The following is a 14,843-nucleotide window of genomic DNA, read 5'->3' as shown; positions in this document are numbered from 1 at the left end:
CGCACGGACCACCATGCCCGATGATGGAATAACACGGAAGGCCCTTGCGCTACCGTAGCCGTCAAAGATTCAACAGTCATGGATGGTGACTAAAGTGCAGTTCGGAATCTTCAGCGTGGGTGACGTGACCATGGACCCCACGACCGGCAGGACGCCGACGGAGCACGAGCGGATCAAGGCGATGGTGACGATCGCGCTCAAGGCCGAGGAGGTCGGGCTTGACGTGTTCGCGACGGGCGAGCACCACAACCCGCCGTTCGTGCCGTCCTCCCCCACGACGATGCTCGGCTACATCGCGGCCAAGACCGAGCGCCTCGTCCTCTCCACCGCCACCACGCTGATCACCACCAACGACCCGGTGAAGATCGCCGAGGACTTCGCCATGCTGCAGCACCTGGCGGGCGGGCGGGTGGACGTCATGATGGGCCGGGGCAACACCGGGCCCGTCTATCCGTGGTTCGGCCAGGACATCAGGCAGGGCATCCCGCTCGCCATCGAGAACTACGCGCTGCTGCACCGGCTGTGGCGCGAGGACGTGGTGGACTGGGAGGGCCGCTTCCGCACACCGCTGCAGGGCTTCACCTCGACGCCGCGGCCGCTGGACGAGGTGCCGCCGTTCGTGTGGCACGGCTCGATCCGCAGCCCGGAGATCGCCGAGCAGGCCGCCTACTACGGTGACGGCTTCTTCGCCAACAACATCTTCTGGCCGAAGGAGCACTTCATGCGGCTGATCCACCTCTACCGGCAGCGGTACGCCCACTATGGGCACGGCACGCCCGAGCAGGCCATTGTGGGGCTCGGCGGCCAGGTGTTCATGCGCAAGAACTCCCAGGACGCGGTACGCGAGTTCCGCCCGTACTTCGACGTCGCCCCCGTGTACGGCCACGGGCCGTCGCTGGAGGAGTTCATGGCCGAGACGCCGCTCACCGTGGGCAGCCCGCAGCAGGTCATCGACCGGACGCTGCAGTTCAGGGAGTTCTTCGGCGACTACCAGCGCCAGCTGTTCCTCATGGACCACGCGGGGCTGCCGCTGAAGACCGTGCTGGAGCAGCTCGACATCCTCGGCGAGGAGGTCGTGCCGGTGCTGCGTGCCGAGTTCGCCAAGGGCAGGCCGGCCGAGGTGCCGGACGCGCCCACGCACGACTCCCTGCTCGCGGCCAAGACGGCCGCCGCCGTCACCACCGCCTCCGCCACCACCGTCGAAGCCTGAGGAAGGGGACATCATGAAGCTGGTCGTCGTCACGGCGGGGCTGACCCAGCCCTCCTCGACCCGCCTGCTCGCCGACCGCCTCGCCGAGGCCGTGACCCGACGACTGGCGGAGCAGGAGGCGCCGGAGGAGCGCGCGGCCGGGCGCGTGCCGCCGCCGGCGGGCCCGGCCGAGCTCGCGGCCGTCGAGCCGCGGGTGATCGAGTTGCGTGAGCTGGCCGTGGACGTCGCGCACGCGTTCGTGACCGGGTTCCCCGGCGCCCGGCTGCGCGCGGCGATCGAGGCGGTCACGGAGTCCGACGGGATCATCGCGGTCACGCCGATCTTCAGCGGTTCCTACAGCGGGTTGTTCAAGTCGTTCTTCGACGTGGTCGACAACACCGCGCTGGTGGGCAAGCCCGTGCTGATCGCCGCCACCGGCGGGACGGCGCGCCACTCGCTGGCGCTGGAGCACGCGCTGCGGCCGCTGTTCGCCTACCTGCGGGCCGTCGTCGTCCCGACCGCCGTGTACGCGGCCGCGGAGGACTGGGGCGGCGCGGGCGACGCCTTCACCGACGGCCTGGGCGAGCGCATCGAACGCGCCGCCGGGGAGCTGGCCGACCTGCTCCGGCACCGCGCGCCGCACGCGCGGGCCGACCAGGAGGAGACGGTCGTGCCGTTCGAGGACCAGCTCGCCGCCCTCCGCCCGCCCCGCTGACCCGTCACCGCCTTGCCGAATACCGGCGCCACAACCCGGCACCGTGACACCGCGGGCGACGCGAGCACCGCCACCCGGCCGGCGCGCGCGGCCGACCGGCCGCAGGCGCGCAGGCAGTTGGGCCGAGGGGGCGGTGGCCCGCCCCCGTCCGGGGTCAGGGCTTGATCGCTACCACGTTGTACGCCGTGTCAGGCGTCGGCGTGGTGGTGAAGCGGGCGTTGGGCAGGTAGAGGCGGTGGCCGTACTTGGCGACCGTCGTCGGGACGTCGAAGCGCGGATCGGTCAGTCGCTTGACGATCTTCCCGGACGAGCCGTCGGCGGCCAGGCCGATGACGGCGACGGTGTTGGCGCGGTTGAGCACGGCGTACAGGGTGCTGCCGGACAGCAGCAGGCCGTCGCCGTTGGTGAGCAGCTTGCCGCCCAGGTCCACCTCTGTGGTGACGCCGGTGGCCGGGTCTGCCTCGAACAGCTTGCCGGTGTTCGACTGGACGATCAGCAGTGACGTGCGGTCGGGGCTGATCGCGATGCCGTTGGCATTGTTGCCGGTCGTGTACTGAATGGCCCCGCTGAGCGGGATCTTGACGGCCTCGCCGGGCAGCGCGCCGCCGCGGCCGAGCTCCAGCTTGTACAGGACGGGGTTGCGGGAGTCGGTGAAGTACGCCGCACCCCCGGTGAGGATGACGTCGTTGACGAACGCCGGGTCGGTGGTCAGCTTGTACGACTTGACGACCTCCCCGGTACGCAGGTCGATCACGCGGGCGTCGCCACCCGTCCCCCCGGCCACGAACAGCCGGCCGCGCCCGTCGGTCTTGAGCCCGAGCGACGGCGTGCCCGGGCCCTTGCTGATGACCGACCCCTTACCGGTGCGCAGGTCTGCCCGGTAGATGTCACCGGTCGCGCGGGAGCCGAAGTAGGCGTAGGGCCCGCCCCCGATCGCGATCCCCTCCGGCTGGAACCCGTTGGGCAGCGCGAACTGGTCCGGCTTCGACGTGGCCTGCGCGGGCACGGTGCCCAGCAGGAGCACGATTAAGGCGCTTGCTGCGGTCTTCAGGATCGCGGATCTCATGCGGCCCACGATGCCCGTGCCCGTGCCCCTGGGTGAAGAGGTGCTGCGCGCTTCACAGGGAGTTTGCAGAAACGATCTGATTGACGAAAAGCGCTTGTAGGTAACGAGGCGGTTCGTTACCTTTGCCCGAATGCGGAGGCCCCTTTTATTACTTCTGACCCTTTCGCTGGCCGTATCGGGCTGTAGCACGCCCCCGCCCGCCACGCGGCAGGCGCAGTCCGCCAAGCCCGTGGCCGAGGCGCCGCGTCCCGAGGTGGACCTGAGCGCGTACGAGAAGGGCAGGTCGCAGCCCGTCAAGGACCCGGTGTACCCGGCCTACGGCAACCCGGCGATCGACGTGCTCCACTACGATCTGACGCTGGACTGGAAGCCGGCGAGCCGCACGCTGTCGGGCACGGCGAAGCTGACGCTCCGCGCGGTCAAGCCGGTCACCGGCGTCACCGTCGACTTCGGGCGGGCGTTGAAGGTGGACGAGGCCACGGTGAACGGGACGAGCGCCAGGCCGCGGCGGACCGGGGACGACCTGACCATCCCGCTGGCCAAACCGCTGAAGGCCGGCGAAGGCGCCGTCGTGACCGTGCGCTACCACGGCCGGCCCCGGCCCGTCGACGCCAAGCAGCGGCGCAAGGACATCAGCATCCTCGGCTTCCGCACCGGCGAAGGTGGCCGGGCGTGGGCGCTGCAGGAGCCGTTCGGGGCGTTCACCTGGTTCCCGGTCAACGACCATCCGTCGGACGAGGCGCTGTACGACGTGGCGATCACGGTGCCCAAGGGCTGGTCGGGCGTCGCGCACGGCACGTACAAGGGCAAGAGCACGAAGGGCGGGTCGAGCACGTTCCGCTGGGAGTCGACCGATCCTGTGGCCAGCTACCTGACGGTGTTCGCCGCCGACAAGTTCCGCATGTTCAAGGACAAGGGCCCGCGCGGCATCCCGATCACGTACTGGATTCGCCCGCAGGACGTGGCCAAGACCCTCCCCGTCGCCCGCCGGATGCCGGCGATCATGAAGTGGCTGGAGATGAAGCTCGGCCCGTACCCGTTCCCCAGCGCCGGCCTGGTGGCGACGAGCGACTCCGGCATGGAGACGCAGCAGATGATCGCGCTCGGCCCGCGTTACATGGAGCCGTCGGTGGTGGCGCACGAGCTGGCGCACCACTGGTTCGGCGACACCGTCACCCCGCGCACCTGGCGTGACATGTGGCTGAACGAGGGTTTCGCCATGTACTTCGAGATGCAGTGGCACGCCGACGACCAGGGCGGCTCGATCGACACCTACATCGCGAACATCCGCCGCATGGACGCCGAGCTCCGCCGGGAGAGCGGTCCGCCGGCCCGCTACCGGCGGGACTCGTTCGGGCAGAGCAACGTCTACTACTGCCCGGCGATCATGCTGCACGAGATCAGGGAGCGGCTCGGCGACAAGAAGTTCTTCGCGATGACCACGGCGTGGCCGCAGGAGCACCGCAACACCACCCAGGACCGGGCGTCGTTCACCAAGTGGATCAACCAGCACACCGGCAGGAACTTCACCAAGCTCATCGACACCTGGCTGGACTCGACGACCACCCCACGCTGAGGGAGCGCGCACGGTAGGTTGGGGCGTAACCACACAAACGGGGTTTGTCATGTCAAACGGTGCCCGTCATGTCCTCGGAGTGGTCGCCGGGCTGCTCCTTCCTCCCCTGGTCGCCGCCGGGCTGTGGTTCGGCGTCGGCGAGCTCCGTCTGGAGGCCGCAAGGGCGTTCCAGATCTCCTGGCCTGCGGTGGGCGTCCTGGTCGCCACCGGCATCGGCCTGGCGTTCCTGGCCGGTTCACGGCTGTCACCCGTCGCCTCACTCCTCGGCGGCCTGGCGTTCACCGGCCTGGGCGTCCTGCCCCTGCTGGCGGCGCTGGGCGTGCGGCAGCCGCCGGATAACTTGCTGCCCAACTCCCTGGAGCCCGGCTACCTCACCCTCGCCTACACGGGACTCCACCTGGTGCTCGGCGTGTCGCTGCTGGTGGTCTCGCTCTTCCCGTCGCGCTGGCGCTCCATGGCCGAGCCGACGGTCTACTCGCCCGCCTACAGTGAGGCGCCGTCGCCGTACCTGCCGCCGCAGAGCGGCGCCGAGGACGCCACACGGCCGATGTACCGCGATTGAGCACCGCATGGGGTGGCAGAATGCCGCCATGCGCGACTTGAAGATCGTCGACTTCCTGGCCGAACTGGCCGACCGGCGGCCGGCTCCGGGCGGCGGCGCGACGGCGGCCCTGCACGCCGCCCAGGCCGCCGCGCTGCTCGGCATGGTCGCCCGCTACAGCACCGGCGAGAAGTACGCCGATCACGCCGAGACCGTCGTCGCCGTGATCTCCGAGACCGACATGCTGCGGGCGCGGGCGTTGAAACTGGCCGAGGAGGACGCGGCGGCGTTCACCGCGGTCACCGACGCCTACCGGCTGCCCAAGGGCGAGCAGCGCAGCGCCGCGATCGCCGCCGCGCTGGCCGGGGCCGCCGAGCCGCCGGCCCGCGTGATCGAGGAGGCCACGCGGGTGATCGAGCTGTGCGAGCTGCTGCTGCCGATCGGCAACCGCAACGTCGTCACCGACGTGGCCGCCGCGGCGGAGGCCGCCCGCGCCGCACTCACCACCGCGAGGGTGAACGTCGAGGTCAACCTCGGCGGGATCAAGGATGAACGAGTACGCGAGAAGCTGAACATCCGCCTGTCCGCCGTGGATCCGGCCGTCGCCAGGGCAGACTGGGTGACCGCCGAGGTACGCGAGGAGATCAACCGGTGAAGACGCTGACCGGCAAGGAGCTGGCCGCCGCCATCCGCGCCCAGACGCAGGCCGAGGCCGCGGCGGGCCCTCAGCCGCGGCTGGCCGTGGTGGTGGCCACGGACGACGAGGCCGGCCTGTGGTATGTCCGGTCGCTCGCCAAGGCGGCGGCCGGCGTCGACATCGCCTGCGACGTGGTCGACCTGGGGCCGGGTGCCCGCCCTGAGCAGATCGGCGAGATGCTGACCAGGCTCAGCGGCGACTCCGGCGTGCACGGCGTGCTGCTGCAGACGCCCTTGCCCTCCGGCTCCTCGGCGCAGGAGCTGGCCGCGTCGATCGACCCGCGCAAGGACGTCGACGGCGCCAACCCGCTCTCGCTCGGCCGGCTGGCGGCCGGGCGACCGGCGTTCCCGCCCGCCACCGCCGCGGCCGTCATGGCCCTGCTCGACCACTACGAGGTGGAGCTGGAGGGGCGGCGGGCCGTCGTGGTCGGTCGCTCGACCGTGGTCGGCAAGCCGCTCGCCCACCTGCTGCTCGACCGGCACGCCACGGTCACCGTCTGCCACTCGCGCACCCGTGATCTGGCCTCCGTCACCTCCACGGCCGAGGTGCTGGTCGCGGCCGCCGGCCGGGCGGGGCTGATCGGCGCGGGGCACGTCGCGCCGGGCGCGGTCGTGATCGACGTCGGCACCAACCCGACCGGCGACGGCGGGCTGACCGGCGACGTCGACTTCGACGCGGTCGCGGGCGTGGCCGGGGCGCTGACCCCGGTGCCCGGCGGCGTCGGACCGGTGACGACCGCGCTGCTGCTGCGCCACACCGCCAGGGCGGCGAACCTCCCGTGAGCGACGACCGGCTGATCATCGAGTGGATGGCGGAGGCGTGTGATGGGTGACGTGCTGGTCGTGCAGAACAGCCGGAGCGGCGGCCCGGCCCGGCTGGGCGACTGGCTGGCCGAGGCCGGGCACGAGCTGGACGTCGTGCTCGCCCACGACGGCGCTCCCCTGCCCGATCGGCTCGGCCACGATGCCATGATCATGCTGGGTGGCGGCTACCTGCCCGGCGACGACGACCGGGCCCCATGGCTGGCGGACGCCCGGCGGCTGGTGGGGCAGGCGCTGGCGGAGGGGGTGCCGCTGCTCGGCATCTGTCTGGGCGGTCAGATGATCGCCCAGGTCGCGGGGGGTGAGGTGATGGGCGACGCGGGCGCGCCGGAGAACGGCAGCGTCCCGCTCACGATCAGGCCGGAGGCCGCCGACGACCCGCTCTTCCACGGGCTTCCCCCGGTGGTGCCCGCAGTGGAGCACCACAAGGACGCGATCATCGCGCTGCCCGCGGGCGCCGTCTGGCTGGCGGAGACGCAGACGTGCCCCTACCAGGCGTTCCGGGTGGGCGAGCGGGCCTGGGGCGTGCAGTTTCACCCCGAGGTGCTGCCTGCGCGCATCCGGGAGTGGCGCGCGGACGGCTTCGACCCCGGCGAGGTCTATGCCAGGGCGGTGGCCGACGAGCCGGTGTCCACGCCGATCTGGCGCGAGGTGACGATGCGCTTCGCCGCGCTCGTCGCGGAGCGTGCCGCGGGCGCACGTACGAGACCCGGCCCCGAGCGTACCGTCAGCGCGCGTACGAGTCCCAGCCCAGCTTGAGCGCCACCGCCAGCCCGCACACGGCCGCCAGGTAACGCAGGCTGTGGCCCGGCATCCGGCGCGCGATCTTGGGCCCGACCCAGCCGCCCAGCAGAAACCCGGCCGCCAGCGGCATCGCCGCGCCCCAGTCGACCGGCCCGAAGATCGCGAACCCGAGCGCCGCCACCGCGTTCGCCAGCCCCGTCATGACGTTCTTCATCGCGTTCACCTTGGCCGCGGGGTGGTCGAGCATGGCGGCCAGCACGGCGAACACCAGGATGCCCCCGGCCGCGCCGAAATACCCCACATAGATCGTCACGGCGAACAGCCCCACCCGCCCCAGAATCCCGTGCTCGCCGCGCACCCGCCCGGACGGTGGCCGGGCCAGCAACAAGGACGCCATCGCGATCAGCCAGGGCGCGATCAGCTCGAACGTCCTGGCGGGGGTCACCAGCAGCAGGAGGGCGCCCGACGCCCCGCCGAGCGCGGCCAACGGGCCGAGCCTCAGCACGCGGCCGCCCTCGCCGGCCAGCTCGGGCCGCGATCCGGCGGCCGCGCCGACGCCGGTGAAGACGAGGGCGACGGTGTTGGTGACGTTCGCGGCCAGCGGGGGCAGGCCGAAAGCCAGGAGGGCCGGGTAGGAGATGATCGAGGCGAGGCTCACGACCGTGCTCACCACACCGGCCACGACGCCGACCGCGAGCAGGCCGAGAGCTTCGCCGAAGATCACGGGGACATGCTATGTGTTGTCCGATTTGTCCCTGCGGGCGGGGCACTACGGTGGGTCGGGTGCAGGTTGAGCAGCTTCACCCATGGCCCTCCACGGCCGCCGAGGCGCAGGCCCTTCAGGACCGGCTCCGCGGGCACGTCGAGCTCACCGGGCCGGACACCTTCGCCCTGGTGGCGGGCCTGGACGTGCACTACCACGGCCCGGGCGACGGCCTGACGGCCGCGGTGGTCGTCATGGACGCCGCCGTCCTGGCCGTGGTGGAGCAGGTGGTCGTCCACGGGACGGCGGCGTTCCCGTATGTGCCAGGCCTGTTCGCCTTCCGCGAGCTGCCCGCGCTGGTCGAGGCGCTCGAGCAGCTCACGGTGACGCCGGACCTGCTGGTCTGCGACGGATACGGGCTGGCACACCCGCGCGGGTTCGGCCTGGCCTGCCACATCGGCGTGCTGACGGGGCTACCGGCGCTGGGCGTGGGCAAGACGCCGTTCGTCGGCACGCACGAGCCACCGGGGCCGCAGCGCGGGGCGTGGACGCCGATCGTGCACGAGGGAGCCACGGTGGGGCGGGCGCTGCGCACGCAGCGCGGCGTCAAGCCGGTGTACGTGTCCCAAGGACACCGCATCGCCCTGGACACGGCCACGGACCAGGTCCTCCGCCTCGCGCCGCGCTACCGGCTCCCCGAGCCGATCCGGCGCGCCGACCACCTGGCCAGGCACCCGGACTGACGGCTGGATCGGCCCTGGGCTCACGCTTCTTCGCTGAGCTCGATGGCGGCGGCCGGGCAGACCGCGGCGGCCTCGCGGACCAGGGCGTGCTGATCCGCGTCCGGCTCAGCCTCCAGGAGGATGACGATGCCGTCGTCCTCGCGCTGGTCGAACACCTCCGGCGCGATCAGCACGCACTGGCCTGCGCCGCAGCATTTGACCTCGTCGACGATGACTTTCATGATGATTCCCTCCGTGTGTCGATCAGGCGGTCACCAGCGGACCGGCACGGTGCGCAGGCCGCCGACGGCCAGCCCCTCCACGCGTTCCAGGTCCTCCACGGGCACGGCCAGGTCCAGGGTCGGCAGCTTGCGCAGCAGCACCTCGAGCACGACCTGCAACTCGGTACGGGCCAGCGCCTGGCCCAGACAGGAGTGGGCGCCGGAGCCGAAGGCCAGGTGCGGGTTGGGACTGCGGGTCAGGTCCATGTGGTCGGCGGCCTCGAACGCGCTCTCGTCACGGTTGGCCGCGGCCATGCTGCAGATCACCGTGGTGCCGCGGGGCAGAACCGTGCCGCTGACCTCGGTCTCGTCGCGCAGGTAGCGTGGCAGGCCGAAGCCGGAGTTGGCGTCGAAGCGCAGCGACTCCTCCACGGTCGTGCGGATCAGCTTCGGGTCGGCCAGCAGCGCTTCCCAGCGGGTGCGATCGGCCAGCAGCATGCTCACCATCTTGCCGATCATGTTGGCCGTGGTCTCGTGCCCGGCGACCAGCAGGGCCATTCCGGTGACGAGGATCTGGATGTCGGTCAGCCCGCCGTCCTCGGGGGCGCCGACCGCGATCAGCTCGCTCAAGAGGTCGTCGCCCGGTTCAGCGCGCTTGGCGGCGAGGTGGTCGGACATGTACTGGAAGAACTCGGCCTGGGCGGCGTCGATCTCGTCCTTGCTGTAGCGGGTGAGGTTGAGCAGGGTGTCCGACCAGTACGAGAACCGGTCCCGGTCGGCGGCGGGCACGCCGAGCATGTCGCAGATGACGTACACCGGCAGCGGGAAGCCCAGGCTCGCCTTGAGGTCGCCGGGGGCGCCGCGCTTGACCATGTCGTCGATGAGCTCTTCGGCGATCTGCGCCATCTGGGGCCGCAGGGCGTTCATGCGCTTGGCGGTGAACCACTTGCCGACCAGGCGCCGCCAGTGCTGGTGCTCCTCCCCGCCGTCCGGGATGATCGCCGCCATCTCGCTACTGAACAGCCCGCCGTCGTCCGTGGCCGACAGCCGGGCCGCGTCGGGAGCGTTCAGCAGCCGGGTGAAGCGCGGGTCGGCCAGCACCTGCTTGACGTCGTCGTAGCGGGTCAGCAGCGTCGCCTGGTCGCCGCTGGGCAGCGTCACGTGGGCCACCGGGCACTTGCCGCGCAACTCGGCCCACTCCGCGGGCGGCTCCAGCGGCGCGTCGTTGGGAATCGGGTAGGTCAGGGCCTGCTCGTCGAGACTCATTCGGCATCTCCTCATGAACGGATGGGTTGGTCGCCCGGGAACGGCCGGCTGTTCGCCGCCGTCACGCGGGTGCGAAGGGCTGAGTGGCCTGCCGGCTGCCGAGGGCCTGTTGCCGCAGGAGGCGGGCCTGCTTGGGCATGTTCCAGCCGAGGACGCCGGTGATCTGGCCGCCCTCGAGGTAGCGGGCGGTGAAGCGGTGCTGCGCCGGATCGCCCTCGGCGATGTCCAGCTCGGCCGCCGCCGACGGCAGGCCGTGGGCTTGGATCTTGACGTCGTACTGGTCGGTCCAGAAGTACGGGATCGGCGTGTAGGGCCGGTCCGCGCCGAGGATGTTGGCCGCGACCACCTGGGCCTGCTCGGTGGCGTTGGTGCGGTTTTCCAGGCGCAGCCGCCTGCCGAGGCCCTCGTGCTCCCAGGAGGCCACGTCGCCGACGGCGTAAACGCCCTCGGCGGCGCGGCAGCGCGAGTCACACTCGACCCCGTCGGTCACGGTGAGGCCGCTGTCCGTCAGCCAGCCGGTGGCCGGGCGGGAGCCGATGGCCACCACGACGGCATCGGCGGGCAGGAGCTCGCCGGTGGCGAGCCGCACCCCCATGACCCGTCCGCCGGCGCCGGCCAGCCCTTCGACCACGGAGCCGAGCCGCAACCGTACTCCGCGCTCGGTGTGCGTCCGGGTGAGCATCGCGCCGACCACGTCGCCGAGCAGGTCACCCAGAAGGGTGTGCCCCATGCCGGCAAGGGTGACGTCCAGGCCCATGGTGCGGGCGGTGGCGGCGGTCTCCGCGCCCAGCACGCCCTCCCCCACGACCACGAGCCTTTCAGCGGCGGTCAGGTCGTGGCGCAGGGCGAGAGCGTCGTCCAGGCCGCGAAGCACGTGCACGCCCGCCAACCCGTGCTGGCCGTTCTGGCCGTTCTGGCCGTCCTGGCCGTTCTGGCCGTCCTGGCCGTCCTGGCCGTTCTGGCTGTCCTGGCCGGGGAGCCGGCAGGGCGTCAAGCCGGTCGCGATGACCACGGCGTCGCCACGCAGTACGCGGCCGGAGGCGGTGGTGACGGCACGCGCCGCCGCGTCCAGCGCGACGGCGGGCTCGCCCAGCACGAACTCGGCCCGCAAGGCCTCCAGCTGCGTGTCGGTGCGGAGCTGCGCGCGGGACGGCTCCCAGGTGCCGGCCAGGACCTGCTTCGACAGCGGCGGCCGGTCGTAGGGCTGATGGCGTTCGGCGTCGAGCAGCGTCAGCCGGCCCTGGTAGCCGTGCCGCCGCAGCGCCTCCGCCGTGCTCAGGCCGGCGGCCGACGCCCCGACGATCAGGACGCTCGCGAGCGTGCTCACGAGGCGTCCCCCCGGTGCAGGGTGGCGGCCCGGACGGCAGCTTTCCGCATGGTGTCGTGGTCCTTTCGGTCGTCCCGCGACACCACATTACCCGACAAATGTAGGAAAACCTGCATATGTCGTTTGTTGATAGGCTGATGACGTGGCCACGACCAGAAACACCACCCCCTCAGCGGGCGACCGGCGCGTGCGCCGCACCCACGCGGCCCTGGCACGCGGACTGATCGAGCTCGTCGCGAAGCAGGACCTGTCCCGGATCAGCGTCGCCGACGTCGCCGAGCGGGCCGGAGTGAGCCGCTCGACCTTCTACGACCACTACCGGGACGTCCACGAGCTGGCCGAGGCCGCCTGCACCGCGATGATCGACGGCTTGATCGACTCCTTGCCGGTCCCCGACGTGGACTCGGCGGACCGGGAACAGGGCGCGGCGGAGTCGCTGGAGGCGTTCTTCGCCAGCCTCGCCGAGCACGCCGGGCTCTACCGAGCCCTGCTGGGGCCGCAGGGCAGCGCACGCGTCTCCGACCACATCCGCCGCCGCATCACCGCGACCGTCTACGACCACACGCATCGAGACGCCGACGGCGCTCTCCCTCGGCGGGCCTCCTCGCCGTTGGACAGCCCGCACGACGTCCGTGCCGCGTTCACCGCCGGGGCGATCATCGGCGTGGCCGCCGACTGGCTGCAGCGCGGCTGCCCCCGCTCCCCTGCGGAAATGGCCGCCCTGACCTGGCCACTTTTCACAGGGCTTTATCACGTCGAGGCCGGCACGGTCACCTGAGCCCGCGCCGGCCCACCGCCCTCCGACGGGACCTCCCCGCCCCCGAGCGCGCTCCCGGGCTCAGCGGCGCCACGCCCACACGAGCAGCCACACGCTGAGCCCGAAGAGCCCCATGGCGAGCGGCACGTGGGCGGCCACCGCGCCCGAGCCGCCGAGCATGGACTGGACGAAGCCGAGCAGCAGCACAGCCAGGCTGACCAGGGCGGGCCAGGCGGCGCCGCGCCCCGGCCGCCACAGCAGCACGGCCGCGACGTGCTGCGCCAGACCCAGCAGGTGCACGGCCAGCGCCCCCATCCCGTGCATGCCGGCGCCTCCTCCGCTCATGAGCTGGCCGGCCGTCACGGCCTGGACGAGCACGGCCAGCGTGTTGAGGGTGGCGGCGATCTTGAACGCGGTCAGGTACCCGCTTGTCTTGGCGACCTGTGTAACCACGTGGACACTCCTTCGACCTCGTAGGAAGGCCTCCAGGATCATGCCGTCAGGCGCGCCGGGCATCCGCCACCCGTCGTCATCACCGCTACACCTCAGGGCGTACACCAGCGTCAGCGGGGCTCGGCCGGGAGGTGGGCGCCGGAGGAGGCCAGCGGGGGCAGGATCGCCTGGGCGTCGGCGCCCCCGAACCACAGGCCGATCACGAACGCCGCCGTCGCCTCCAGCAACCTCGCCCGGCCGAGCCCTCCACCGTCCACCGGTGTACAGCCGAGATCGGCGACCAGCGTGCGTACGGCCGCCAGCGCCGCCGGGTCGTCGCCGCAGAACGGCACGGCGAGCGGCCGCCCGTCGAACACCGGCGGCGTCATCCGCCATACGTCCACATGGCACAGGTTGAACGCCTTCACCACGTGACCGCCGGTGAGATCGCGGATCAGGCCGGCGAGCGGGCGTCCCGGATCATACGCGGCCAGGTCGGCGGCATTGGTGACGTCGACCAGGGGCTTGCCGCGCAGCGCAGCACCACACGCCTCCAGCACGTCGACGAGCCCCGCCGCCCTGACGGCCACCACCACGACCTCCCCGAACCGGGCCGCCTCCGCCCAGCTCCCCGCGCGGACCGGCGTCCCCGGCAGGGCGGCACTCATCTTCTCGGCCTGAGCGGCGCTCCTGCCCAGGTCTCTGCCGCTGATCATCACCTCGTGCCCGGCCCTGGCCCACTGTGTGCCCAGGGCGTCCGCCATGCCGCCCGCGCCCAGAAACCCGATACGCATGACCGTCCTCCTCCTGTGTGGGGCTTATCTGATAGGAGGACAGTAGAAAGCTCGTCACACACCATTCGGTGCCTAACGGAGGCTCTCGTTGTTCCTCGCCGACTGCCAGGCCAGACTCGCCTTCGATCTGATCGGCAACACCTGGAGCGCTGTCGTCCTGTGGTCCCTGCGGCACGGCCCCCGGCGGCCGGGCCGGCTGCGCGAGGAGATCGGCGGCATCAGCACCAAGGTTCTCACCGAGACGCTGCGTCGCCTGGAGTTCAACGGCCTGGTGGTGCGCCGCACGTACGCCGAGGCCCCGCCGCGGGTCGAGTACGAGCTCACCGACCTGGGCCGCACCCTCCTCGGCCCGATCGAGACGTTCGGTGAATGGGCCTTCACGCACGCCGACGAGGTGATGGCCGCGCAAGATCGCTGGGACACCGCCCCTGAACCACCGGCGACCAGAGGCGGCGACCATGCCGCAGGTCAGCCGTAGAGCCGCTCCAGCACCACGGCCACGCCGTCCTCATCGTTGGACAGCGTGCGCCGCTCGATGGCGGCCAGCACCGCCGGGTGGGCGTTGGCCATCGCGTAGCCGGCGCCCGCGTACGCGAGCACGGCCAGGTCGTTCGGCATGTCCCCGAACGCCACGACCTCGCTCGGATCGACGCCGCGCTCCTTACAGAGCTGGTCGAGCGTGGCGGCCTTCGTCACCCCCGGGGCGCTGATCTCCAGGAGCCCGTGCTCGCCGGAGTGCGTGACCTCGGCGAGCCCCGCGAGCACTGCCGTCACGGCCGCGGCCATCTCGTCCGCCGTGTGCGTCGACGACAGGGCGAGCAGCTTGACGATGGGCTGGTCCTCGTCGAACACCGAGCGCACCTCGCGGTAATACGCCAGGTCGTCGGCGATCCGCCTGGTGTAGGCGGCCTCGGTCAGGATCGCCCGGCCGGTCTCGACAGCCAGCCCCACCCCCGGCAGGGCCGCGGCGAGCGCCCGGGCGGCCTTCCTGGCGGAGGCCGGGTCGAGCGGCAGGCTGCCGGTGATCTCATCCGTTCCCAGGTCGTAGACGATCGCGCCGTTGCTGCAGATGGCGGTGCCCGAGACGCCGGCCTGCTCGGCGACCGCACGCACGCCGCGCGGCGCTCTCGCGGTGACGAAGACGATCTCGGCGCCGGCCGCGCGGGCCGTCTGGAGCGCTCTCCTGGTACGCGGTGACACGGTGCGATCGGAGGTGAGGAGGGTGCCGTCGAGGTCGGTGGCGACGATGCGGGGGAAGATCATGAAAAGGTA

18 protein-coding genes are annotated in these 14,843 nt (G+C 71.8%); 10 read left to right on the top strand and 8 right to left on the bottom strand.

What is annotated here, in order from left to right; all coding sequences use genetic code 11:
• The first annotated feature begins 94 nt into the window (after positions 1-94).
• Together OHA25_RS31730 and OHA25_RS31725 are read left to right on the top strand one after the other, a co-directional pair.
• Positions 95-1,210, top strand: coding sequence for an LLM class flavin-dependent oxidoreductase (locus tag OHA25_RS31730; protein WP_327580623.1), 1,116 nt, complete (start codon positions 95-97; stop codon positions 1,208-1,210).
• A 13-nt stretch (positions 1,211-1,223) separates the two neighbouring features.
• Positions 1,224-1,904, top strand: a complete 681-nt coding sequence (locus OHA25_RS31725) for an FMN reductase (protein ID WP_327580622.1) — start codon at positions 1,224-1,226, stop codon at positions 1,902-1,904.
• Between the two features lie 154 nt (positions 1,905-2,058).
• Here OHA25_RS31725 and OHA25_RS31720 read toward each other — a convergent pair whose 3' ends face one another.
• Positions 2,059-2,970, bottom strand: coding sequence for a superoxide dismutase (locus tag OHA25_RS31720; RefSeq protein WP_327580621.1), 912 nt, complete (start codon positions 2,968-2,970; stop codon positions 2,059-2,061).
• A gap of 130 nt (positions 2,971-3,100) precedes the next feature.
• On the opposite strand from OHA25_RS31720, the gene OHA25_RS31715 reads away from it, so the two are divergent.
• The 5 genes from OHA25_RS31715 to OHA25_RS31695 are packed head-to-tail and all read left to right on the top strand — an operon-like array spanning position 3,101 to position 7,364.
• A complete protein-coding gene (locus OHA25_RS31715) occupies positions 3,101-4,546 on the top strand; it encodes a M1 family metallopeptidase (protein ID WP_327580620.1) in 1,446 nt (481 codons plus the stop codon).
• Positions 4,547-4,595: 49 nt separating this feature from the next.
• Positions 4,596-5,108 carry a hypothetical protein gene (locus OHA25_RS31710; protein ID WP_327580619.1) on the top strand — a complete coding sequence of 171 codons (513 nt, stop codon included), beginning with the start codon at positions 4,596-4,598 and terminating at the stop codon, positions 5,106-5,108.
• Between the two features lie 28 nt (positions 5,109-5,136).
• Complete coding sequence (locus OHA25_RS31705) at positions 5,137-5,742, top strand: cyclodeaminase/cyclohydrolase family protein (RefSeq protein WP_327580618.1); 606 nt, start codon at positions 5,137-5,139, stop codon at positions 5,740-5,742.
• Complete coding sequence (locus OHA25_RS31700) at positions 5,739-6,566, top strand: bifunctional 5,10-methylenetetrahydrofolate dehydrogenase/5,10-methenyltetrahydrofolate cyclohydrolase (protein ID WP_327580617.1); 828 nt, start codon at positions 5,739-5,741, stop codon at positions 6,564-6,566. The genes OHA25_RS31705 and OHA25_RS31700 overlap by 4 nt, the downstream gene beginning before the upstream one ends.
• 42 nt (positions 6,567-6,608) lie before the next feature.
• Positions 6,609-7,364 (top strand): type 1 glutamine amidotransferase, encoded by a 756-nt coding sequence (locus tag OHA25_RS31695; protein WP_327580616.1) that lies wholly within the window; start codon positions 6,609-6,611, stop codon positions 7,362-7,364.
• Here OHA25_RS31695 and OHA25_RS31690 read toward each other — a convergent pair.
• On the bottom strand, positions 7,333-8,073 hold the full coding sequence (locus OHA25_RS31690) for a sulfite exporter TauE/SafE family protein (protein WP_327580615.1): 741 nt from the start codon (positions 8,071-8,073) through the stop codon (positions 7,333-7,335). The two genes, OHA25_RS31695 and OHA25_RS31690, sit on opposite strands and share 32 nt — an antisense overlap.
• Positions 8,074-8,132: 59 nt before the next feature.
• Between OHA25_RS31690 and OHA25_RS31685 the strand changes: the two genes are divergently transcribed.
• The gene (locus OHA25_RS31685) at positions 8,133-8,795 is read left to right on the top strand and encodes an endonuclease V (RefSeq protein WP_327580614.1); all 663 of its coding nucleotides are present in this window, start codon (positions 8,133-8,135) and stop codon (positions 8,793-8,795) included.
• Positions 8,796-8,815: 20 nt separating this feature from the next.
• Here the strand turns inward: OHA25_RS31685 and OHA25_RS31680 are convergent, their stop codons facing one another.
• From OHA25_RS31680 to OHA25_RS31670, 3 genes are all read right to left on the bottom strand, one after another.
• Positions 8,816-9,016 carry a ferredoxin gene (locus OHA25_RS31680; protein WP_327580613.1) on the bottom strand — a complete coding sequence of 67 codons (201 nt, stop codon included), beginning with the start codon at positions 9,014-9,016 and terminating at the stop codon, positions 8,816-8,818.
• A 30-nt stretch (positions 9,017-9,046) separates the two neighbouring features.
• Entirely contained in the window at positions 9,047-10,261 is a 1,215-nt protein-coding gene (locus tag OHA25_RS31675) for a cytochrome P450 (protein ID WP_327580612.1), read from the bottom strand.
• A gap of 61 nt (positions 10,262-10,322) precedes the next feature.
• Complete coding sequence (locus OHA25_RS31670) at positions 10,323-11,588, bottom strand: NAD(P)/FAD-dependent oxidoreductase (RefSeq protein WP_327580611.1); 1,266 nt, start codon at positions 11,586-11,588, stop codon at positions 10,323-10,325.
• A gap of 142 nt (positions 11,589-11,730) precedes the next feature.
• Between OHA25_RS31670 and OHA25_RS31665 the strand changes: the two genes are divergently transcribed.
• A complete protein-coding gene (locus tag OHA25_RS31665; protein WP_327580610.1) occupies positions 11,731-12,366 on the top strand; it encodes a TetR/AcrR family transcriptional regulator in 636 nt (211 codons plus the stop codon).
• 60 nt (positions 12,367-12,426) lie between these two features.
• Here OHA25_RS31665 and OHA25_RS31660 read toward each other — a convergent pair whose 3' ends face one another.
• The gene (locus OHA25_RS31660; protein WP_327580609.1) at positions 12,427-12,798 is read right to left on the bottom strand and encodes a hypothetical protein; all 372 of its coding nucleotides are present in this window, start codon (positions 12,796-12,798) and stop codon (positions 12,427-12,429) included.
• A 110-nt stretch (positions 12,799-12,908) separates the two neighbouring features.
• Positions 12,909-13,571: an NADPH-dependent F420 reductase gene (locus OHA25_RS31655; RefSeq protein ID WP_442941924.1), complete on the bottom strand. Its 663-nt coding sequence runs from the start codon at positions 13,569-13,571 to the stop codon at positions 12,909-12,911.
• An 88-nt stretch (positions 13,572-13,659) separates the two neighbouring features.
• On the opposite strand from OHA25_RS31655, the gene OHA25_RS31650 reads away from it, so the two are divergent.
• Positions 13,660-14,049, top strand: a complete 390-nt coding sequence (locus OHA25_RS31650) for a winged helix-turn-helix transcriptional regulator (RefSeq protein ID WP_327580608.1) — start codon at positions 13,660-13,662, stop codon at positions 14,047-14,049.
• Here OHA25_RS31650 and OHA25_RS31645 read toward each other — a convergent pair.
• Positions 14,040-14,834 carry an HAD family hydrolase gene (locus OHA25_RS31645; protein WP_327580607.1) on the bottom strand — a complete coding sequence of 265 codons (795 nt, stop codon included), beginning with the start codon at positions 14,832-14,834 and terminating at the stop codon, positions 14,040-14,042. The two genes, OHA25_RS31650 and OHA25_RS31645, sit on opposite strands and share 10 nt — an antisense overlap.
• Positions 14,835-14,843 lie beyond the last annotated feature (9 nt).

This window comes from Nonomuraea sp. NBC_00507, from assembly GCF_036013525.1.
GTDB lineage: Bacteria > Actinomycetota > Actinomycetes > Streptosporangiales > Streptosporangiaceae > Nonomuraea.
Note: the sequence above shows the minus strand (reverse complement) of the source record. Positions and strands in the feature narration are given on the sequence as shown.